Here is a 19502-nt window from a genome sequence, read left to right on the forward strand (position 1 = left end):
AGAATCTCGGCATGGTCCGGTTGCCCCTCACCCCCGCCGAGGTCGAACGCGGGCAGCGCCTGGGCGCGCTCCTGCGCCGCGCCCGGGGGGAGCGCTCGATGCTGCTCACCGCGCTCGACGCGGGCGTGTCGCCGGAGACGCTCCGGAAGATCGAGTCCGGCCGGGTCGCCACGCCCGCGTTCCCCACCATCGCGGCCATCGCCGACGTCCTCGGTCTCTCCCTGGACCAGGTGTGGTCCGAGATCAACCGATCCGACGCCGCGGTGCGTCTCGCGCCGTCCGAGCGGCGCCTGGCCTCGTAGAACCGCCCTGTCGAACGGGAGCATACCGAGTATGTATGCTCCCCGGCATGCCACCCTCGCATCGCGCCGTCGCCCTCGTCGTCCCCGCCGCCGGTTTCCTGCTCGGCTTCCTCGACTTCGTCTGGATCAAGTGGGTGCCGTTCCCGTTCGCCGAACTCGGCAACTCCACCGCCACCTGGGCGGTAGCCGCGTTCGCGCTGGGCTGGTGGATCCGGTCGGGCGCGGTGCGCGCCGCCGTGGCCGCCGGCGTCCTGCTGATCGTCGCGGTGCCCAGCTACTACCTGGCGGCGACGCTGCTCCAGGGCGACGACCTCGCGATGATCTGGGCGCTCACCTCGTTCGTCTGGATGGCTTTCGGCGTGGTGGCGGGCGTGGTCTTCGGCGTCGCCGGAATCTGGGCGCGGACCGACGGGTGGCGGCGCATCGTGGGTGTCGCGCTGCCGGTGGCCGTGTTCGTCGAGGAGGCGCTGCGGTTCGCGCTGAAGTCCGGGTCCTATCCCGGCGCCTGGTGGAACGTGGCGATCGACCTCGGACTCGCCGCGCTGCTGGTGGGGCTGATCGGCCGATCCGCCCGGCTACGGCTGCTGGCCGCCGCCGCGGCGCTCCCGCTGGCCGCGCTCGGCGCGCTCACGTTCACCGTCGTCGCCGGCTGACCCGCCGCACCGGCGGGCGCCCGCACCTCGACCTGCCGACGCGAGGAAGGCCTGGCCGGCGGCGTGGTTTCGCTAGAATCGCAGGCCATGGGATCGCTCATCTTCAGCCTCAACCTCACACTGGACGGTTGCGTCGACCACCAGGAGGGGATCGCCGACGATGAGTCGCGCGCCTACTTCACCCGCCTCATGGACGAGAGCGGGGCGGTGCTGTGGGGTCGCGTCACCTACGAGTTGATGGAGGCCTACTGGCCGGCCGTCGCCCGCGGCGACCGGGAGGCGGCGCCGGCCATGCGTGAGTGGGCGGTCAAGCTGGAGGCCAAACCCAAGGTCGTGGTGTCGGCGACGCGTACGGACTTCCCGTGGGCCAACAGCCACCACATCACCGGTGACCTGCGCGAGGGGGTGCGGAAGCTCAAGGACGCGACCCCGGCCGGAGTCCTCCTCGGAAGCGGCGGGCTCGCGACCGAGCTCGACCGGCTGGACCTGATCGACGAGTACAAGCTGCTCCTCCATCCCCGGATCGCCGGTCACGGCCCGACGCTGTATGAGGACGGGCTGCCGGGCACGCGCCGGCTCGAACTGCTCTCGGCCGAGCCGCTCCGCAACGGCGTGGTGGCCATGCACTACCGCCGCGCGTGCTGACTCGGAGTCCGTCGCCGTCAGCTCGCCATCGACCGGAACCGGTGACGACGACGCCCGGCCGGGGGCGCGCCGGGTCGGCGGGGGAGGGGTCGATGAGGCGACGGCAGGCGATCGCGGCGGTGCTCACGACGGCTCTGGCGGCCGGCTGTACGACGGACCGGCCCGACCCCGCGCGCCGGAACACCACCCCGGCCGCATCGGCCACCTCGGCGACGCCGAGCCCTTCGCCGGTGCCCGCGCCGCCGGAACTGGCGGCCCTGGAGCGACGCTTCGACGCCCGGATCGGCGTCTACGCCGTCGACACCGGCACCGGCCGCACCCTCGCGCACCGCGCCGACGAGCGGTTCGCGTACGCCTCGACCTGCAAGGCGCTCGCGGCGGGCGCGGTGCTCGCCGCCACGTCCGACGCCGACCGGGACCGGGTGGTCCGTTACCGGCGCGCGGACCTGGTGGCGCACTCGCCGGTGACCGAGCGGCACGTGCGGACCGGGATGACCCTGCGGGCCGCCGCCGAGGCGGCGGTGCGGCACAGCGACAACACCGCCGGAAACCTGCTGTTCGACGCGCTCGGCGGTCCGGCCGGCTTCGCGCGGGCGCTCTCCGACGTGGGCGACCGGGTCACCCGGCCCGCCCGCACCGAGCCGGAGCTGAACGCGGCCACGCCGGGCGACGAGCGCGACACCAGCACGCCCCGCGCGCTGGCCGGCTCGCTGCGCGCGTACACGCTGGGTGACGCCCTGCGGCCCGCGGACCGCGAGCTGCTGCTGGGCTGGATGCGGGCCGGCACCACCGGCAGCGGGCTGGTCCGGGCCGGCGTGCCGGACGGCTGGCAGGTGGCGGACAAGTCCGGCACCGGCGGGTACGGCACCCGCAACGACATCGCCGTGGTCTGGCCGCCGGGCCGGGCGCCGATCGTGCTGGCCGTCCTGTCGAGCCGGGACAGCCGCGACGCGAAGCCCGACGACGCCCTGGTCGCCCAGGCCGCGAAGGTGGCAGTGACGGCGCTGCGCTGACCTACCGCCCGGTCAGGGGATCGGCCACTCGTGCACCGGCCGGTTGCTGTGCATCAGGTCGACGTAGTGGCGGACCACCTCGCGCAGCGCCGCCGGCCGGTCCATGTGGTCGGCCGACTCCAGGCGGTGCAGCGTCTCCACCTGCCACGTCGCGCCGTTGCGGCCGGTCAGGCAGCGCTGCTCGACGATGCCGAGCAGCCGGTCCCGTTCCGCCGGGTCCAGGCCCCACCGGTCCAGCCCCTGATGGGCCAGCGGCAGCAGCCGGCGTAGCACCAGCTCGGTCACCGGCAGGTAGCCCAGCCCGGGCCAGAACACCTGCGAGTCGATGCCGTGCCGGGCGCAGGCGTGGAAGTTCTCCTCGGCCGCGCTGAAGGACATCTGCGACCAGAGCGGACGGTCGGACTCGGCGAGCGCCCGGACCAGGCCGAAGTAGAACGCGCCGTTGGCGACCGTGTCCAGCACTGTCGGCCCGGCCGGCAGCACCCGGTTCTCCACCCGCAGGTGCGGGCGGCCCTTGGGCGCGTCGTACACCGGTCGGTTCCACCGGTAGATGGTGCCGTTGTGCAGCCGCAGCTCGGCCAGCTTCGGCACCCCGCCGCTGTGCAGCGTGGCCGCCGGGTCCTCCGGGTCGCAGACCGGCAGCAGCGCCGGGAAGTAGCGCACGTTCTCCTCGAACAGGTCGAACACCGAGGTGATCCAGCGCTCGCCGAACCACACCCGCGGGCGTACGCCCTGGGCCTTGATCTCCTCCGCCCGGGTGTCGGTGGCCTGCTGGAACAGCGGCACCCGGGTCTCGCGCCACAGCTCCCGGCCGAACAACAGCGGGGAGTTCGCACCGAGAGCCACCTGGATGCCGGCGATCGCCTGCGCCGAGTTCCAGTAGTCGGCGAACTGCGCCGGGCTGACCTGGAGGTGGAACTGGGTGCTGGTGCACGCCGCCTCCGGCGTGATCGTGTCGGCGGTGGTGGCCAGCCGCTCCACCCCGCTGATCGCGATCGGCAGGTCCTCCCCGCGGGCGGCGAAGATCTGCTCGTTGAGCAGCGCGTACCGGGGGTTCGCCGACAGCGTCTCGGCGGTCAGGTGCTCCGGGCGCAGCGTCGGCAGGATCCCGATCATCACCATGTGCGCGCCGACCGTGCGGGCCTTCTCCTCGGCGGCGTTCAGGCTGGCCCGCACGTGCTCCTCGAACGCGGCGGTGCCGGTGCCGGCCAGCCGCCGCGGCTCGACGTTGATCTCCACGTTGAACTGGCCCAGCTCGGTCTGGAACGCCGGGTCGGCGATCGCCTCCAGCACGTCGGCGTTGCGCATGGCCGGGTCGAAGCCGTCGTCGACCAGATTCAGCTCGATCTCCAGGCCGGTCATCGGCCGCTCCACGTCGAACCGGGACTCGCGCAGCATCTCGGCGAACACGTCCAGGCATCGCCGGACCTTCTCGCGGTAGCGGGCCCGATCCTCCCGGCTGAAGGTGCGCACGCCGACGTCCTCGCCCATCGTCACCACCCTGTCACCGTTGGTTCTCCCCAACCTCGCACGGAGCGGCGGGTCAGGAAAGGCCCGGGGGCTTTTTCTGTACCCCGTGTCGGCCCCGGTGACCCCGCCGCGGCGACCCGGGTTGCGTCCGGACGGGCCGGTCGGGGCGGCTAACATGGGCGGCCGACGGCGAAGGGGAGTGGCTGATGCGCGACGGGTGGACCCGGGCGTTCGTGGTGGTGGCGTTCGCCGAGGCGTGCTCCTGGGCGGCGCTGCTGGCCGGGATGGCGGTCAAGTACGGCCCGCCCGGCAACGAGATCGGCGTCAAGATCTTCGGGCCGATCCACGGCGGGCTGTTCGTGCTCTACGGGCTGCTGGCGCTCCTGGCGGCCCGCCGGCGCCGCTGGACCCTCGTGCAGACCGGGCTGGCCCTGGCCGCCGCCGTGCCGCCGTTCGCCACAGTGCTGTTCGAGCGCTGGGCGCAGCGCCGGGGCCTGCTCGACGCGCCCGCCGCGGCCGAGCGGCCGCTCACCCCCGCCGGTCGCTGAGCGCGGCTGTCTCCTCGGCGAGGAAGGCGACCAGCACGTCGGCCAGCTCCCGGGGTGCCTCCTCGGCCATGTGGTGCCCGGACGGGATCGACGCGGTCCGCACGTCGTCGGCCCAGTCCCGCCAGATGGCGGCCGGGTCGCCGTAGAGGTCGACCATGTCGTCCCGCTCGGACCAGGCGAACAGCACCGGACAGCCGATCCGCCGCCCGGCGGCCCGGTCCGCGTCGTCAGCCGCCCGGTCCGGGCCGAGCCCGGCCCGGTAGTCCTCGCACATGGCGTGCACGGTGGCCGGATCGTGGATGGCGGCCCGGTAGTCGGCGTACGCCTGCTCGCCCATCTTCTCCGGCGATCCGCCGTACCAGGCGTCCGGATCGGCGTTGATCACCCGCTCGGCCGGCTTGGCGAGCTGACCGAGGAAGAACCAGTGCCACCAGCGGGCGGCGAACCGGGCGTCGCAGCGGTCCAGCGCCGCACCGATCGGCACGCCGTCCAGCACGCCGAGGCGGCTCACCCGGTCCGGGTGGTCCAGCGCGGTGCGCATGGCCACGTACGCGCCGCGGTCGTGCCCGATCACGGCGGCCCGGCGGTGGCCGAGCGCGTCGAGCAGGCCCACCACGTCGCCGGCCATCGCCCGCTTCGAGTAGACGGTGTGCCCCGGGTCGCTCGGCGGCTTCGACGAGCCGCCGTAACCGCGCAGGTCCGGGCAGATCACCGTGTGCCGCGCGGCCAGCCGCGGCGCCACCCGGTGCCAGGTCGCATGGGTACGCGGGTGCCCGTGCAGCAGCACCACGGGTGGCCCGGAGCCGCCGTGACGTACGCGCAGGCGCACCGCGCCGACGTCGATCTCGGTGAGCGTGAATCCGGCGAACACGGCGGTAGCGGTGCCCGCCACCGGCGACCGGGAAACCTATGTCAGCGCTGAGCAGGCGGCCACGCCGAACAGCAGGACGGCACCCAGCGTCGCCTGCAGCAGCAGCGCCGGCCCCAGGTGCGACCAGAGCGTGGCCGTACGCGGGGTCAGCAGTTGCCCGGTGGTCAGGTTGACGATCTGCTCGATCCGCGGCGGCAGGTCCTCGTCGCGCTGCCCCCGTAGCGTGAGCTGGACGTGGTCGCCCGGGTGCAGCGCGCTCTGCGGCAGGTGGCCGTGCAGCTCGACCTCGACCAGCCGGCCGGTGGTGTCGCGCACCCGGACCGGGGTGACCAGGAACTCCGGCCCCTTCTTCAGGTCCTTGAAGCTGCGCCGGGCCCCGCCGCCGCCACTGCTGAGCAACGCGCGCACCACCTTCAGCAGGAGCCCCACCACTCCCGCGGCGGTGAGCACCGCGACCAGCGCCGGTTGCCCGACCCGGACCTCCCGGGCATAGCCCTCCAGCAACCGGACCAGACGCCCGGTGACGACGCGTTCCGTCGGGTGGACGACCCGTCGGCCGTACAACTCCGTGCTCATGTTCACCACCGAGAGTCCCGTTGCGTGCACAGATGGTATCGATCCTTCGGGCTGAACGACGTGAATGAACGACGGTCACGCCGGGGCCGCCGGCAGGTGAACTCCGCCGGGGCGCGGGTATGCGTGCGGCCGAGCCGGAAAGGGGTCGAGCATGCAGCTGTCCTTCCTGCGCCCGCTCTACGACCGTCCCGGGCCATGGTGCTCGGTGTACATGGACGCCTCCCGCGACACCCAGGACGCGCGAGCGCAGGTCGACCTGCGCTGGCGGGCCCTCAAGGGCGACCTGCTGGGGCAGGGCGCCGACCCGGTCACCGTCGAGGCGGTGGAGGAGGTCGTCCGCCGGCACCAGCCGATGCCCGGCGACTACGGCATCGCCGTGTTCGCCAGCCGGGGCCGCGTGGCGCTCACCGAGTACCTGTCCGCCCCACCGCTGCGCGACCTGGCCAGCTGGTCGGCGCTGCCGCACACCATGCCGCTGGTGGCCCAGCGCGGTGAGCAGGTGGCCTGGGTGCGGGTGCTGGCCGACCGCACCGGCGCGGACGCGATGGCGGTCAGTGCCGGCGGGGTGCCCCGACGGGCCCAGGTGCAGGGCGGGCAGAACCGCCAGCTGCGCCGGGTGCAGCCGGGCGGCTGGTCGCAGTCCCGCTACCAGCGTGCCGCCATGGAGGCGTGGCACCAGAACGCCGGTGACGCCGCCGCGGCCACCGCCGACCTGGCCGAGCGGGTCGGCGCGGACGTCGTCGTGGTGGCCGGGGACGTCCGGGCCACCGGCATGATCGCCGCCCAGCTGCCCGCGCGCTGGCAGGACGTGCTGGTCCGCACCGACGCCGGCGCCCGTGACGTGGGCGCCGACGACACGCTGATGGACGACATCACGGTGCAGACCGTCGCCGAGGTCGCCGACCGGCGGATCGCCGCTGCGCTGGACCGCTTCGGCGTCCAGGAGGACGTCGGCGCCGGACTCGACGCCGTGGTCTCCGCGCTGCAACGCAACCAGGTCGACACCATGCTCCTCGTGGACGACCCGTCGGCCGACGGCGAGCTGTGGGTGGGCCCCGAGCCGACCGAGATCGCCACCGACCGGGCGCAGTTGGCCGACATGTCGGTGGCCGACCCCCAGCGGGTACGCGCCGACGCGGCGCTGCTGCGCGCGCTGATCGGCACGGACGCGGACCTGACAGTGCTCGCGCCGGAGGAGGCGCCGGAGCTGACCGACGGAGTCGGCGCGGTGCTGCGGTACGTCGACGCGAGCACGCCGGGGCGGGGTAATGGCTGAGCGGATCGTCGCCGACCTGGTGGTCGAACGCCTGCGGGCCTGGCGGGTGCCGCGGGTCTTCGGCTGTCCGGGCGCGGCGGTCGCCCCGCTCGTGGGCGCGCTCGACGACGCGGGCGGGGACCCGTTGTTCGTCCCCGCCCGGCACGAGGAGACCGCCTCGTACATGGCCACCGGGCACGCGAAGTTCACCAGCGGTGTCGGGGTGTGCCTGGCCACCCAGGGGCCCAGCGCGGTGCACCTGCTCAACGGCCTCTACGACGCCAAGCTCGACAGCAAGCCGGTGGTCGCGATCATCGGCGAGGACGTCACCGGTCCGCTCGGCGGCGCGTACGAGGAGATCGGGCTGAGCCGGCTCTTCGGCGACGTGTGCAACCAGTTCGTCCGCTACGGCCGCCGGCCCGAACAGGTGCCGGCGCTGCTGGACCAGGCGTTCCGTACGGCCGTGGCGACCCGGAGCCCGACCTGCGTGGTGCTGCCGCGGGCGTTGCAGGTCACCGCCGTACCGGACCTGCTGCCGCAGGCCGCCGGGGTGCTCACCGCGACGCCCGGTGAGCCGCTGGCCCGGGTCATGCCGCACGACGCCGACCTGGACGCCGCCGCCTCGCTGCTCGGCAACGGGCAGCGGGTCGCGATGCTGGTCGGGCAGGGCGCGCACGGCGCGGCCGAGGAGATCGTCGCGCTCGCCGACCGGCTCGGCGCGGGCGTGGCCACGTCGCTGCTGGGCAAGCCGGTGCTCGACGAGCGGCTGCCGTTCCACACCGGCGTGCTCGGCGAGGTCGGCACCACCGCCGCCGCGCAGCTCATGGGCGCCTGCGACACGCTGCTGATGATCGGCACAAACGATCCGTGGACCGACTGGTTCCCGATGCCCGGCCAGGTACGCACCATCCAGGTCGACATCGACGGCCGGCGCATCGGCACCCGCTACCCGGTGGACGTGCCGCTGGTCGGCGACGCCGCCGAGACGCTGCGGGCGCTGCTGACCCGGGTGCCGGAGAATCCCGGCCGCGAGTGGCGCGGCATGGTGGAGAAGATGGTGGACCGGTGGCGGGGAGCCGCCGCGGAGCGCGCCGCCTCGCCCGCCGATCCGGTCGACCCGCGGCTCGTGCTCCGCGAGCTGTCCGCCCGGCTGCCCCGGCACGCCGGTGTCGCGGTCGACGTCGGCTCGGTCGTCTACTGGTACGCCCGGCACCTGGAACTGCCACCGGGGGTGCAGGCACGGCTGTGCGGCACGCTCGGTTCGATGGGCTGCGCCCTGCCGTACGCGGTCGCGGCCAAGCTGGCCCGCCCGGACGAGCCGGTGCTCGCGCTGCTCGGCGACGGCGCGATGCAGCTCAACGGCCTGGCCGAGCTGATCACGGTGGCGCACCACTGGCCCCAGTGGCGCGACCCCCGGCTGATCGTGCTGGTGCTGAACAACCGGGACCAGTCCGGCGTCGGTGGTGGCCGGTCACCGGGGGGACGGCGGCCCGAGGTGCCGTACGCCGGGTGGGCCCGCCTGCTCGGGCTGCACGGCGTACGGGTGGACCGGCCCGACCTGGTCGGCGCCGCCTGGGACGAGGTGCTGGCGGCCGACCGTCCCGCCGTCCTGGAGGCGGTGGTGGACCCGGCCGTGCCGCTGGACGCGCCCGAACCGGCGCTCGCGGACCTGCGCGGCCTGGTGGCCGACGGGGACGCGGCCCGCCGGGTGCGGGAGCGGGTGATCCAGACCGAGGCCATCGCGGCCGACGAGGTCGTTTAGCCGGATCACTGCGGGGCACTGCGACCAGGCACAACCGTCCCGGGAGGTCCCATGTCCGTCGCCGCCGACCGTCGTTACGGCCCGGCTCCGCTGCCGGCCGCTCGCGGCCCGGTCTCCGCCGCGCTGCTGACCGCGCTGCGCGAGGCGCCGGGGGAGCTGCCGGCCGGGCTGGGCGCCGGATTCGACGCGGTGGCCGCGCCGCTGACCGACGAGGATCTCCAGCTCACCCTGTTCCTCTGCTACGAACTGCACTACCGGGGCTGGTCCGGCGTCGACGAGGAGTGGGAGTGGGAGCCGTCGCTGCTGGCGCTGCGCGCCCGCGCCGAGCGGCCGTTCGAGGCGGCGCTGCGTGAGCTGGCCGGCCCGCTGCCCGCGGTGCTGCCGGCCGCCCTGCCCGGCGCGCTGGCCGACCTGGTGGCCGCCGACGACGGGCCGCCGCTGGCCGCCGCGCTGCAACGGCGGGCCGACCTCGGCCAGTTCCGCGAGTTCGTCGTCCACCGCTCGATCTATCACCTGCGCGAGGCCGACCCGCACAGCTGGGCGCTGCCCCGGCTCGGCGGCCCGGCGAAGGCGGCGCTGGTGGAGATCCAGACCGACGAGTACGGCAACGGCCGGCTGGACCGGATGCACGCCGAGCTGTTCCGCACCACGATGGACCGGCTCGGCCTGGGCACCGGCTACGCCGCACACCTGGACCGGGTGCCGGCGGTGACGCTGGCGACGAACAACCTGATGTCGCTGTTCGGCCTGCACCGGCGGCTGCGCGGGGCGCTGCTCGGGCACCTGGCCGCGTACGAGATGACCTCGTCGCTGCCGAACCGCCGCTACGGCAACGGACTGCGCCGGCTCGGCTTCGACGCGGTCGCGACCCGCTTCTACGACGAGCACGTCGAGGCCGACGCCGTGCACGAGCAGATCGCGGCCCACGACATGTGCGGGGGGCTGGTCCGGGCCGAGCCGGCGCTCGCCTCCGACGTGCTGTTCGGCGCCGCCGCCGCGCTGGCGCTGGACGGGCTGTTCGCCGCACACCTGCTCGGCGCCTGGTCGGGCGGGGAGTCGTCGCTGCGCCTGCCCGCCCCGGTCCTCGCCGCGGCCTGAGGCCCGAGATCTTGCGGTTCCGGCCCTTGAGGTGCCCGGTTCGCGGGTCTTGCCGCCCGAGGTGCGCGATCGGCGAGGTGGGAGTCAGTCCTCGCGGTCGGTGCCGGCGCGGAAACCGGCCACCTTGTGCGTACCGTCGCAGAAGGGCTTGATGGCGCTCTTGCCGCACCGGCACAACGCCACGGTGCCCCGGCGCGTCTCGATCGGCGTGCCCTCGGGCGTGACGAGCGCGAAGTCGCCGCGTACCAGCAGTGGTCCGTCCCGGTACGGGGTGATGGTCGCCGCCGGGGTGCTCTCGTCGTCGGGCATGCGCGGTGCAGTGCCCGTCCCGGTCCGGCCCAAACCCGCACCCCGAGCACCCTTGCGCCCGCGACGGCGAACACGCGGCGCGACGGCGTGCCTGGGTGCGGCGGGCGGTGCCGGTACCGGGCGGGCCTTGGTCCTGACCCGTGGGGAGATGCCCCGTTTAGACCCCAGAGGGACGGGAAGCCGGGCCGCGTGGTGAGCGAACGAGTCGAACGGGTCAGCGGCGCGGGCCTGCCCGCGGAGCGGGTGGTGGCGGCCGGCAGCGCCGCCCGGATCCTGGTCGCCGCGACGGTCCGGGCGCTGCGCGGCGACGACTGCGCCGACCTCGGCCACCCGGGCGCGCTGTCCCGCCTCACCGGCGCGCCCGAGCCGGTACGCCGCGCCGCCGCCGTCCGGGCCGCCGGGCGGACGGCGCTCACCGCCGGCCAGGTCGCCGCCGTGGACGCCGAGCGGGTGGCCGGGTGGTTCGCCGGGCAGTACCCGGACCGGCGCTGGCCCGGCGTGGTGCTCGGCTCGCCGCACGGCGCCGCCGCCCACCTCGCGGTGGCGCTCGGCGTGCCCTGGCTGCCGGCCGGGTTCGAACTGGCCGGGCAGTGGACCAAGGGAGCGGTGGACCGCCCGGACGCCGCGTTCGCGCACGGGACAACGCTTGCCGCCCGGCTGCTCGACGGCAACCCGCGCGTGCACGTCCGCCAGGTGCACTGCCCGGCCAGCCGGGGCGCGGTGGCCGGCGCGGCGGTCACGTTCGCGGTGCGCTGGCGCACACTGCCGAAGGCGTACGCGCGTTTCCTGGCCGACCGGCTGGAGCCGGCCGCGCCGGTGCTGCTGCTGCACGACGCCCGGACCTGGCCGGTCCGTGACGGCGGCGACGGGCACAGCTTCCAGTCCGGCTGCCCGGCCGGCGGCCTGGACCCGGTCGACTTCCACCCGGACGCCCGCGCGCTGGGCCAGGTGCTGCGCGCGGCCGGCGGGGACGAGACGCGCTGGAGCGCGCCGGAGGTCACGGTGGCGGGCGCGTTCGCCGAACACGGCGTGGAGTCCGGTTTCGAACACGACGCCCGCTCCTGGGGCGACCGGCACGGGCATCCGCTGCACCGGGTGGTCGTGCCGCAGCCGGACGCGCTGAGCGCGGTGACCGCCGACCTGTACCGCCGCTGGCTGCGCCGGGCCGGCAAGACCGGGGACCGGTTGGTGGTGGAGTGCGGCCGGCTGCTCGACCCGGGGCAGGTGCTGCGGGCCGGCCTGGTGCCCTACTGGTGCGAGAACGCCACCGCGCGCCGGGTCGCCGGCGTCGAGTGGTGGCTGGCCGGCAGCGAGCCGTTCAGCTCGGTGGACGTGCTGCCCGAGCCGCCCGGCCTGCGCTCGCCCGCGTACGCGGGACTGCCCCAGTGGCTGGCCGTGGCCGGCTTCGGGCGCAAGCGGCGGGCCGTGGACCGGGGCGCCGCCCGCGGCTACCCGGTCGCCTCGGTACCCACCCGACGTGCCACGGAGGTGTTGCGCAACCAGCCCTGTGACCTGCCCGTGCCGCCGCCGCTGCGGATGGCCGAGGCGCTCAGCGCGCTGCGCGACGCGGGTGCCCACCAGGGCCTGCTGGTCAGCTGACCCTCGGCGGCACCGCTGCCCGGCCAACCTGACGAAACATCCTCGCGATCCTGCGGTCCGTGATTGAGTACCTACGGAGCGGGAAGACCGCTCGCCGCGAAACGGCCCACGACGCCGTGCGGCGGGTAGCCGCCGCTTTCGACGTATCCGTCACGTAACCCAACTTCCTCACCCGGTGCGTGGTCCGACCACGCGCACGACCGGTTCCGACCGGGCGGGGGCTCTTTGGCGAGGGGGCGCGGATGTTCGGACAGACCACCACACCCACACCACCGACCACCGACCGGGGTCTGGAGGACCTGGACACCGCGGCGCTCGCGTACGCGGCCCGGATCGAGGGACTGCCACCGGAGCGGCGGCAGGAGGCACGGGACGACCTGGTCCGGTTCGCGCTGCCGTTCGCCGGCCGGCTCGCCCGGCGCTACCGGGGACGCGGCGAGCCGCTGGAGGACCTGGAGCAGGTGGCCCGTCTCGGCCTGGTCAACGCCGTCGACAGGTACGACCCGGAACGCGGCTCGTTCACCGCGTACGCGGCCATCACGATCGTCGGCGAGATCAAACGGCACTTCCGTGACCGCACCTGGGGTGTGCACGTGCCGCGCCGGCTGCGGGACCTGATCCTCGAGGTGGGACAGGCGACGGCGACGCTGACCAGCGAGCTGTCCCGCGCTCCCACGGTGGCCGAGCTGTCCGCCCGGCTGGAGACGCCGGAGGAGGAGATCCTGGCCGCGCTGGAGTCGGCCGCCGGCTACAGTCCGGCGTCGCTGAACGCACCGGTGGGCGGGGAGAGCTCGGCCGAGTTCGGCGACCTGGTCGGCGAGTCCGACCACGCGCTGGAGTCGGTGGACGACCGGGTCACGGTCAGCGGCCTGCTGCACCGGCTGCCCTGGCGGGAGCGCCGCATCCTGGCGATGCGCTTCTACGGCAACCAGACCCAGGCGGAGATCGCCGCCCGGTTCGGCATCTCGCAGATGCACGTGTCCCGGCTGCTGTCGCGGGCGCTGACCTGGCTGCGCCAGGCGATGCTCGCCGACGCGCCGCCGCCCTGGCAGAACGGCACGGCCGAGGCCGAACCGGCGAAGGCCCGGATCTCGGTGAAGCAGAACGGCGACCGGGTGGTCGTCGAGGTCGGCGGCGAGGTGGACCGGGCCGGCGCGGACCAGTTGCGCCGGGCGGTGCTCCAGGCGGTCACCGGGCAGCCCCGCGAGGTGGTGGTCGACCTGGTCGGGGCCGGTGGCTTCGACGCCGGCGGGATCGCCGCGCTGATGGCGGGCCGGGACGCCGCCGCGCGTACCGGGGTGCCGCTGCGGCTGACCCGGGTGCAGCCGGCGGTGCGCCGCTCGCTGGTCGCGGCCGGAATGCCGCCCACTGACTGACCCACCGCACGCGCCGGCTTCCCACCACGGGGGCCGGCGCGAGGCGTACGACGGGAGGGGCGGCGCCGCACGGCGCCGGCCCTCCCGTCGGTGTCCTCAGTTCTCCGGGGTGTCCCCGTGCCCGCGCGGGTGCCGCCACCTGTCGTTGGGCTGGTCGTCGCGTTCGGCGTTGAGCGCGCTGTCCTCCGGCTCGTCGGTCTCCTCGAAGCTGGGCCGGCGTACATCCTCCGGCTCCGGCACCTCCACCGGCCGGGCCCCGGACTGCGGGGCCGGCTGGTAGTCCACCGCCTCGGACGCCCCGTACGCGCCGTCGCGCGACGGCGCCTGCGGCACGTCCCGCTCGTGGTGCAGCTCCTCGCGGAACGTCTGCGGCGGCTTGGTGGTGCGCTGCGGCAGGTCCCGGCCCAGGTCGGAGACGAGCGGGCCGTACTTGAGGTCGAACGCCGGCCGCTCGGAGCGGATGCGCGGCATCCGGTCGAAGTTGCGCAGCGGCGGCGGGCAGGTGGTGGCCCATTCCAGCGAGTTGCCGAAGCCCCAGGGGTCGTCCACGGTGACCAGCGCGCCGTACCGCCACGACTTCCAGATGTTCCAGATCACGAACAGGGTGGACGCGCCGAGGACGAACGAGCCGATGCTGGAGATCGTGTTCAGCGTGGTGAAGCCGTCGCCGGGCAGGTAGTCGGCGTAGCGGCGGGGCATGCCCTCGTTGCCCAGCCAGTGCTGCACCAGGAACGTGGCGTGGAAGCCGATGAACATGGTCCAGAAGTGCATCTTGCCCAGCCGCTCGTCGAGCAGCCGTCCGGTCATCTTCGGGAACCAGAAGTAGAGCCCGCCGAACGCGGCGAACACGATGGTCCCGAACATCACATAGTGGAAGTGCGCCACCACGAAGTAGGTGTCGGTGACGTGCCAGTCCACCGGCGGGCTGGCCAGCAGCACCCCGGTCAGGCCGCCGAGCAGGAACGTCACCAGGAAGCCGACGGCGAACAGCATCGGCGTCTCGAAGGTGATCTGCCCCTTCCACATGGTGCCGATCCAGTTGAAGAACTTCACCCCCGTGGGCACCGCGATCAGGAAGCTCAGGATGCTGAAGAACGGCAGCAGCACCTGCCCGGTGGCGAACATGTGGTGGGCCCAGACCGACATGGACAGCACCGTGATGGCCACCGTGGCCAGCACCAGGCCGGTGTAGCCGAAGATCGGCTTGCGCGAGAACACCGGGATGATCTCGGTGATGATGCCGAAGAACGGCAGCGCGATGATGTACACCTCGGGATGGCCGAAGAACCAGAACAGGTGCTGCCAGAGCATCGGCCCGCCGGTCGTCGAGTCGTACACGTGCGAGTGCAGCAGCCGGTCCGAGGCCAGCGCCAGCAGCGCGGCGGCCAGCAGCGGGAACACGAAGATCACCAGGACGCTGGTGAGCAGCGTGTTCCAGGTGAAGATCGGCATCCGGAACATGGTCATGCCGGGTGCGCGCAGCGTCACGATCGTGGTGATCAGGTTGACCGCGCCGAGGATCGTGCCGAGACCGGACACGGTCAGGCCGACCACCCACAGGTTCGCGCCGACGCCGGGGGAGTGCTGCGCGGTGCTCAGCGGCGTGTACGCGGTCCAGCCGAAGTCCGCCGCGCCGGCCGGGGTGGCGAACCCGCCCACGACCATCAGCGCGCCCAGGAAGTAGAGCCAGTACGCGAACGCGTTCAGCCGGGGGAACGCCACGTCGGCGGCGCCGATCTGCAACGGCACCAGGTAGTTGGCGAACCCGAAGAACAGCGGGGTGGCGAACAGCAGCAGCATGACGGTGCCGTGCATGGTGAACATCTGGTTGTACTGCTCGGGGGAGACCACCTGCATCCCCGGCCGGGCCAGTTCCACCCGGATGATCAACGCCAGGACGCCGCCGACGATGAAGTAGGCGAACGACGTCATCAGGTAGAGCATGCCGATCTGCTTGGCGTCGGTGGTGCGCAGCAGACGCCACAGCGCGTTGCCCTTCACCGCCTCACGCGTCGGTCCGGGGAACCCCCCGAACCGGGCCGGCGCCAGGATCGCGGGCCCTCGGTCTCGTGCCGGTTCCGTGACTACCCGCTTGGGCATGGCATCTCACCCCGTGGTTACGACAGACAGGACGGGCGGGCGTACCCGGCCCTCTGTCCATGTAACCAGGCGAGAGCGGAGAATTCGGTCAGTTCGCCGGGAGCATGGCCCAGACGACCTTGCCGGCGCCGACCGGAGTGCTGCCCCAGCGCTGGGTCAGCTCCCGCACCAGCATCAGCCCGCGGCCACCCTCGGCGCGCGGGTCACGGCTGCTCGCGGCGCGGGCGTCGGCCGGGTTGCCGTCCATCACCGCGACCCGCAGGTACGGCCGGCGCAGCGTCAGCGTCACCTGCATCGGCGTGCCGGCGTGTCGCACCACGTTGCCGACCAGCTCGCTGAGCACCAGCGAGGCCGGGCCGGCCAGCTCCGGCACGTTCCACCTGCCGCACGCCTCGGTGACCAGCTCCCGGGCCCGCCGGCAGGCGCCGGTGACGGGCTCCAGGCGGACCCGCAGCCGGGGCGCCGGGTCGGCGCCGGCCAGCGCCGTCGCCTCGGCGCAGTCGCGGCGTACCGGCACCACGCGGCAGGCGGTGGTCTCGTTCAGCCGGGCCGCCGTCTCGGCCGGGGGAGCGGCGAGCACCATCGGCACCGCCGGCCAGTCCGCGGCCCGCCGCGCGGCGGCGGCGAAGACCGACAGCGCCAGCGGCTCGCCGACCTCGATCTCCTCCAGGTCGACCACGAGGGCGTCCGGCTGCGCGGCGAGGCAGCGGTCGAGCACCTCGTGCACCGCGCGCATCGTGCCCAGGTCGAGCGCTCCGGCCAGCCGTACGACAGTGACCGGCGACTCGTCGCGGACCTCGCACCTGATCCGGGTCACCATCGCCGCCTCGTTTCCTTCTCGTCGGGGAGGGCCGCCCTCGTCGGGGAGGGCCGCTCGGCCGGGGCGGTCGCCGCCTCCCGCAGCCGGAGGACTACGGACGTACCCGGGCACCGGACCGGCGAAACCGGCCATCCGGGCCGGCGGTGGGCAGGTCAGTGACGGTCCCCACGACGGGCCGCGAACAGCCCCAGCGCCAGCATGGCGGCGCCCAGCAGCAGGTGCAGCCACGAGTCGGCGCGGTTGACCGCGAGCGCGTTCGCCGCGTCGCGCCGGTCGACGGCCAGGCCGTAGAGCCACAGCGCCAGGTAGACCGCCCCGGCGCCGACCAGGAACGCGCGGGCCCCGGCCACGGTTCGGGCCAGCACCAGCCCGGCCGCACCGAGCGCCAGGTGGACCAGGTTGTGCACGGCCGAGACCTGGAACACCCCGAACAGCCGGGCGCCGGAACCCGGCCCGGCGAAGCGCAGATCCGCGTAGTCGCTGGTGATGCCCGGCACGAAGCCCAGCGCGCCGAGCAGCAGCAGGAGCACGGCGAACGCCGACGCGATCCGGCGTACCGGCGAGCGGCCGTCGGCCGGGTTGCGGCGCGCGCGGGAGTGCGCCATCGAGTTCGTCACGCCGGCCTCCTCGCCACCGCGGGAAGCGCCGGTTTCCCGCGCCCGGCGGGGGCAAACGCCGGCCCGGCCACGCGGGGCGGCCGGGCCGGCGACGTGACCGAGGGGGATCAGGCGGGCTGCAAGGGCTTCGCCACGCCCGCCCGGACCCGGTCGTACAGCTCGACGTACCGCTGCGCCATCCGGGCCGGGGTGAACCGCCGGGCCGCCTCCCGCCGGCACTCCGCCGGATCCAGCCCGGTGGCGGCGAGCACCAGATCGCCCAGCTCCTGCTCGTCGCCGGTGAGCAGGCCGGTACGGCTGTGCTCGATCAGCTCCGGCAGGCAGCCGCGGGCGGTGGCGACCACCGGCGTGCCGAGCGACAGCGACTCGACCACGGCGGTGCCGCCCGGCTCCTCCCAGCGCAGCGGGAACAGCGACGCGCGCGCGGAGGCGACCAGGTCGTCGCGCTCCCGCCCGGCCACCGTGCCGACCCACCGCACCCGGTCGCCGTCGACGTGCGGCGCGACGTGCTCGTAGAAGAAGCGCACGTCCGGGTTCTGCCGCGCCTCGTCGCCGGCCGCGGCCAGATCCTCCGGCCGGTGGTACGGGCCGACCGGCCCGGCCAGCACCAGCCGGAAACCCGCCTCGTGCGCCAGCCGGGCGCCCAGGTCCTGCCCCTTGCCCGGGTTGATCCGGCCGAGGATCACCACGTGGTCGTCCTTCGCCGCCGGCGCCTGCCGGTCCGCGTCCACGGCGAGGGGGGTGGACAGGTGCACGTGCCCCACCGAGTGCGCGCGCAGCGCCTCCGGGGCGCGCGCCAGCTGCGACGCGGAGACGCCGTTGACCCGTACCCGGTCGCCGCCGTCGAGGTTGCCGTACAGCTCGGGGTGCTTGGCGAGGTCCCAGTGCAGGGTGTGCAGCACCGGCGGGGCGTCCGGGCCCATCGCGGCGAGGGTGGCCAGCCCGACCGCCTCCACGTGGTCGTGCACCAGGTCGATGTCGTCGCGGGCGTGCAGCGTGCGCGCCACGCCGGCCAGGTGCGCCTGGGAGACGCCGCAGACCTGGTTGTACGGCCGCTGCAACGCGTGGAACTGGCCGTCCGGGAAGACGGCGATCTTCTCGTCGACCGGCAGCGTGCTGCTCTCCACCGAGGCCAGCACCACCCGTACGCCCAGCTCGCGCAGCTCCGGCACCAGCGTGGCGATCACGTTCTCGATGCCGCCGTAGCCCGGCGGCGGCACGGACAGCCACGGCCCGGCGTTCATCAGCACGGTGAGCGTCATGCGCTGTCCTCTCTCGGGCTCATCCCGCTCACGCGGCGACCCGGCGGCGGGGGAGACGGTGCCGCAACTGCGCCAGCGGCGGGCGTTCCTGCACGGACACGTCGTTCACCACGATCTCGCGGTCCAGGTTGGGCAGCGCCTCCGAGCCGCCCCGGCGGAACTGGGTCAGCAGCGCGGTCGGCGCCATCCCGGGCGCGGCCCACCCGCGTCGTTGCAGCCGGGACCAGGCGGTCAGCATGATCTGGGCGGACATCCGGCCCAGCGCCGCGGTGTCCTGGTGCCGGTGCTTGCGCTCACCCAGGTCGACCTGGGCCAGCGCGTCGAGCCCGACCAGTTCCAGCAGGTCGATCAGCATGGCCGTCTCGACCCCGTAGCCGGTGACGAACGGCACCCGCTCCAGCACCTCCCGGCGGCCGGCGTACTCGCCCGCCAGCGGTTGCACGAACCCGGCCAGCTCCGGCCAGAACAGGTTCAGCAGCGGCCGGGCCATCAGCTCCGTCACCCGCCCGCCGCCGTCGGGCTCCACGCCCGCCGCACCGACCAGCGGCCGGTGGTAGAAGCCCTTCACGAAGTCCACGCTCGGGTCGGTGAGCAGCGGACCGAGCAGCCCGGTCACGAAGTGCGGCCGGAACTCGCGCAGGTCGGCGTCGATGAACGCGACCACGTCGCCCTCGGCCGCGGCCAGGCCGGCCCAGAGCGCGTCGCCCTTGCCGGTCAGCCGGGGCAGCCCGCGGGTCATCGCGTCCTGGCTGACCACCTCGGCGCCGGCCGCGCGCGCGACCCGCGCGGTCCGGTCGGTGGACCGGGAGTCGACCACGATCAGCTCGTCGACCAGCGGTACGCGGTCCATCAGGTGTTCCCGGACCGTCGACACGATGGCGCCGACCGTCGCCTCCTCGTTGCGCGCCGGCAGCACCACGCTGACCCGGCTGTTCCCCTTGGCCCGCACCAGTCGCTGCGCCGGCCAGTCGGCGGCGGTGCTGGTGCGGTACGTGGCCCACGCCTCCACTACTGGTGAGACGGTCGAATCTGACTCCCGCACGGGCACCCCCATCGATGGTGGAATCGCAGACCTGGTTTTCCCAATCCCGCATCCGCGCTAACCGGATCTTGCCCAACAACCTGATCACCTGGCCCGTACCGGGAGGTTCCGGGCGGATGAACGTTACGTTGCGCCCCCGGCGGGCGTTTGGCGCGACGCCGCCGGGGGGAGTGTGATCCCAGTT

The 19502-nt window shown here is 74.2% G+C and carries 19 protein-coding genes; 10 read left to right on the top strand and 9 right to left on the bottom strand.

Features of this window, described 5'->3' with window-relative positions; translation table 11 throughout:
* Positions 1 to 11 precede the first annotated feature (11 nt).
* The 4 genes from ACFYON_RS22860 to bla all read left to right on the top strand — a co-directional run bounded on the left by ACFYON_RS22860 (position 12) and on the right by bla (position 2613).
* Positions 12 to 302, top strand: coding sequence for a helix-turn-helix transcriptional regulator (locus tag ACFYON_RS22860; protein WP_354871807.1), 291 nt, complete (start codon positions 12 to 14; stop codon positions 300 to 302).
* A 47-nt stretch (positions 303 to 349) separates the two neighbouring features.
* Positions 350 to 955 carry a DUF6518 family protein gene (locus ACFYON_RS22865; protein ID WP_387188860.1) on the top strand — a complete coding sequence of 202 codons (606 nt, stop codon included), beginning with the start codon at positions 350 to 352 and terminating at the stop codon, positions 953 to 955.
* Positions 956 to 1042: 87 nt separating this feature from the next.
* A complete protein-coding gene (locus ACFYON_RS22870; RefSeq protein ID WP_354871811.1) occupies positions 1043 to 1600 on the top strand; it encodes a dihydrofolate reductase family protein in 558 nt (185 codons plus the stop codon).
* Positions 1601 to 1692: 92 nt separating this feature from the next.
* The gene (gene bla / locus ACFYON_RS22875; protein ID WP_387188859.1) at positions 1693 to 2613 is read left to right on the top strand and encodes a class A beta-lactamase; all 921 of its coding nucleotides are present in this window, start codon (positions 1693 to 1695) and stop codon (positions 2611 to 2613) included.
* Positions 2614 to 2625: 12 nt separating this feature from the next.
* Here the strand turns inward: bla and ACFYON_RS22880 are convergent, their stop codons facing one another.
* Positions 2626 to 4104, bottom strand: coding sequence for a glutamate--cysteine ligase (locus ACFYON_RS22880; RefSeq protein ID WP_387188857.1), 1479 nt, complete (start codon positions 4102 to 4104; stop codon positions 2626 to 2628).
* Between the two features lie 185 nt (positions 4105 to 4289).
* Here ACFYON_RS22880 and ACFYON_RS22885 point away from each other — a divergent pair, with 185 nt between their 5' ends.
* Positions 4290 to 4631, top strand: coding sequence for a DUF3817 domain-containing protein (locus tag ACFYON_RS22885; protein ID WP_354871818.1), 342 nt, complete (start codon positions 4290 to 4292; stop codon positions 4629 to 4631).
* Here ACFYON_RS22885 and ACFYON_RS22890 read toward each other — a convergent pair.
* Together ACFYON_RS22890 and ACFYON_RS22895 are read right to left on the bottom strand one after the other, a co-directional pair.
* Positions 4612 to 5502, bottom strand: coding sequence for an alpha/beta fold hydrolase (locus tag ACFYON_RS22890; protein WP_387188873.1), 891 nt, complete (start codon positions 5500 to 5502; stop codon positions 4612 to 4614). The genes ACFYON_RS22885 and ACFYON_RS22890 overlap by 20 nt on opposite strands.
* 36 nt (positions 5503 to 5538) lie before the next feature.
* Positions 5539 to 6078 (bottom strand): hypothetical protein, encoded by a 540-nt coding sequence (locus ACFYON_RS22895; RefSeq protein ID WP_387188856.1) that lies wholly within the window; start codon positions 6076 to 6078, stop codon positions 5539 to 5541.
* A 151-nt stretch (positions 6079 to 6229) separates the two neighbouring features.
* Here ACFYON_RS22895 and ACFYON_RS22900 point away from each other — a divergent pair, with 151 nt between their 5' ends.
* Genes ACFYON_RS22900 through ACFYON_RS22910 form a run of 3 tightly spaced genes read left to right on the top strand, consistent with a single transcriptional unit; the run spans position 6230 to position 10193 of the window.
* On the top strand, positions 6230 to 7354 hold the full coding sequence (locus ACFYON_RS22900; RefSeq protein ID WP_354871820.1) for a Vms1/Ankzf1 family peptidyl-tRNA hydrolase: 1125 nt from the start codon (positions 6230 to 6232) through the stop codon (positions 7352 to 7354).
* The gene (locus ACFYON_RS22905; protein ID WP_354871822.1) at positions 7347 to 9095 is read left to right on the top strand and encodes a thiamine pyrophosphate-binding protein; all 1749 of its coding nucleotides are present in this window, start codon (positions 7347 to 7349) and stop codon (positions 9093 to 9095) included. The genes ACFYON_RS22900 and ACFYON_RS22905 overlap by 8 nt, the downstream gene beginning before the upstream one ends.
* A 51-nt stretch (positions 9096 to 9146) precedes the next feature.
* Complete coding sequence (locus ACFYON_RS22910) at positions 9147 to 10193, top strand: iron-containing redox enzyme family protein (protein ID WP_354871824.1); 1047 nt, start codon at positions 9147 to 9149, stop codon at positions 10191 to 10193.
* Positions 10194 to 10277: 84 nt separating this feature from the next.
* Here ACFYON_RS22910 and ACFYON_RS22915 read toward each other — a convergent pair whose 3' ends face one another.
* On the bottom strand, positions 10278 to 10502 hold the full coding sequence (locus ACFYON_RS22915) for a CDGSH iron-sulfur domain-containing protein (RefSeq protein WP_387189421.1): 225 nt from the start codon (positions 10500 to 10502) through the stop codon (positions 10278 to 10280).
* Positions 10503 to 10691: 189 nt separating this feature from the next.
* On the opposite strand from ACFYON_RS22915, the gene ACFYON_RS22920 reads away from it, so the two are divergent.
* Positions 10692 to 12101: a hypothetical protein gene (locus ACFYON_RS22920; RefSeq protein WP_354871830.1), complete on the top strand. Its 1410-nt coding sequence runs from the start codon at positions 10692 to 10694 to the stop codon at positions 12099 to 12101.
* Between the two features lie 242 nt (positions 12102 to 12343).
* Positions 12344 to 13477 carry a SigB/SigF/SigG family RNA polymerase sigma factor gene (locus ACFYON_RS22925; RefSeq protein WP_354871832.1) on the top strand — a complete coding sequence of 378 codons (1134 nt, stop codon included), beginning with the start codon at positions 12344 to 12346 and terminating at the stop codon, positions 13475 to 13477.
* 96 nt (positions 13478 to 13573) lie between these two features.
* Here ACFYON_RS22925 and ctaD read toward each other — a convergent pair whose 3' ends face one another.
* From ctaD to ACFYON_RS22950, 5 genes are all read right to left on the bottom strand, one after another.
* Positions 13574 to 15577: a cytochrome c oxidase subunit I gene (gene ctaD, locus ACFYON_RS22930; protein WP_355096737.1), complete on the bottom strand. Its 2004-nt coding sequence runs from the start codon at positions 15575 to 15577 to the stop codon at positions 13574 to 13576.
* A gap of 88 nt (positions 15578 to 15665) precedes the next feature.
* Entirely contained in the window at positions 15666 to 16397 is a 732-nt protein-coding gene (locus ACFYON_RS22935) for an ATP-binding protein (RefSeq protein WP_355096735.1), read from the bottom strand.
* A 152-nt stretch (positions 16398 to 16549) separates the two neighbouring features.
* Positions 16550 to 17002, bottom strand: a complete 453-nt coding sequence (locus ACFYON_RS22940; RefSeq protein WP_354872119.1) for a DUF4383 domain-containing protein — start codon at positions 17000 to 17002, stop codon at positions 16550 to 16552.
* A 119-nt stretch (positions 17003 to 17121) separates the two neighbouring features.
* Positions 17122 to 18276 (bottom strand): glycosyltransferase, encoded by a 1155-nt coding sequence (locus ACFYON_RS22945; protein WP_354871839.1) that lies wholly within the window; start codon positions 18274 to 18276, stop codon positions 17122 to 17124.
* A 28-nt stretch (positions 18277 to 18304) separates the two neighbouring features.
* Entirely contained in the window at positions 18305 to 19330 is a 1026-nt protein-coding gene (locus ACFYON_RS22950; protein WP_387257603.1) for a glucosyl-3-phosphoglycerate synthase, read from the bottom strand.
* Positions 19331 to 19502: the final 172 nt, after the last annotated feature.

Origin of the sequence: Micromonospora sp. NPDC005686 (genome assembly GCF_042871665.1) — a bacterium.
Classification (GTDB): Bacteria; Actinomycetota; Actinomycetes; order Mycobacteriales; family Micromonosporaceae; genus Micromonospora.

Coding starts and splice junctions, on each gene's coding strand:
- ACFYON_RS22860 (WP_354871807.1), top strand. CDS start 12: ATGGTCCGGTTGCCCCTCACCCCCGCCGAGGTCGAACGCGGGCAGCGC.
- ACFYON_RS22865 (WP_387188860.1), top strand. CDS start 350: ATGCCACCCTCGCATCGCGCCGTCGCCCTCGTCGTCCCCGCCGCCGGT.
- ACFYON_RS22870 (WP_354871811.1), top strand. CDS start 1,043: ATGGGATCGCTCATCTTCAGCCTCAACCTCACACTGGACGGTTGCGTC.
- bla (WP_387188859.1), top strand. CDS start 1,693: ATGAGGCGACGGCAGGCGATCGCGGCGGTGCTCACGACGGCTCTGGCG.
- ACFYON_RS22915 (WP_387189421.1), bottom strand. CDS start 10,502: ATGCCCGACGACGAGAGCACCCCGGCGGCGACCATCACCCCGTACCGG.
- ACFYON_RS22905 (WP_354871822.1), top strand. CDS start 7,347: ATGGCTGAGCGGATCGTCGCCGACCTGGTGGTCGAACGCCTGCGGGCC.
- ACFYON_RS22910 (WP_354871824.1), top strand. CDS start 9,147: ATGTCCGTCGCCGCCGACCGTCGTTACGGCCCGGCTCCGCTGCCGGCC.
- ACFYON_RS22925 (WP_354871832.1), top strand. CDS start 12,344: ATGTTCGGACAGACCACCACACCCACACCACCGACCACCGACCGGGGT.
- ACFYON_RS22885 (WP_354871818.1), top strand. CDS start 4,290: ATGCGCGACGGGTGGACCCGGGCGTTCGTGGTGGTGGCGTTCGCCGAG.
- ACFYON_RS22950 (WP_387257603.1), bottom strand. CDS start 19,330: ATGGGGGTGCCCGTGCGGGAGTCAGATTCGACCGTCTCACCAGTAGTG.
- ACFYON_RS22945 (WP_354871839.1), bottom strand. CDS start 18,276: ATGACGCTCACCGTGCTGATGAACGCCGGGCCGTGGCTGTCCGTGCCG.
- ctaD (WP_355096737.1), bottom strand. CDS start 15,577: ATGCCCAAGCGGGTAGTCACGGAACCGGCACGAGACCGAGGGCCCGCG.
- ACFYON_RS22940 (WP_354872119.1), bottom strand. CDS start 17,002: ATGGCGCACTCCCGCGCGCGCCGCAACCCGGCCGACGGCCGCTCGCCG.
- ACFYON_RS22935 (WP_355096735.1), bottom strand. CDS start 16,397: ATGGTGACCCGGATCAGGTGCGAGGTCCGCGACGAGTCGCCGGTCACT.
- ACFYON_RS22880 (WP_387188857.1), bottom strand. CDS start 4,104: ATGGGCGAGGACGTCGGCGTGCGCACCTTCAGCCGGGAGGATCGGGCC.
- ACFYON_RS22895 (WP_387188856.1), bottom strand. CDS start 6,078: ATGAGCACGGAGTTGTACGGCCGACGGGTCGTCCACCCGACGGAACGC.
- ACFYON_RS22900 (WP_354871820.1), top strand. CDS start 6,230: ATGCAGCTGTCCTTCCTGCGCCCGCTCTACGACCGTCCCGGGCCATGG.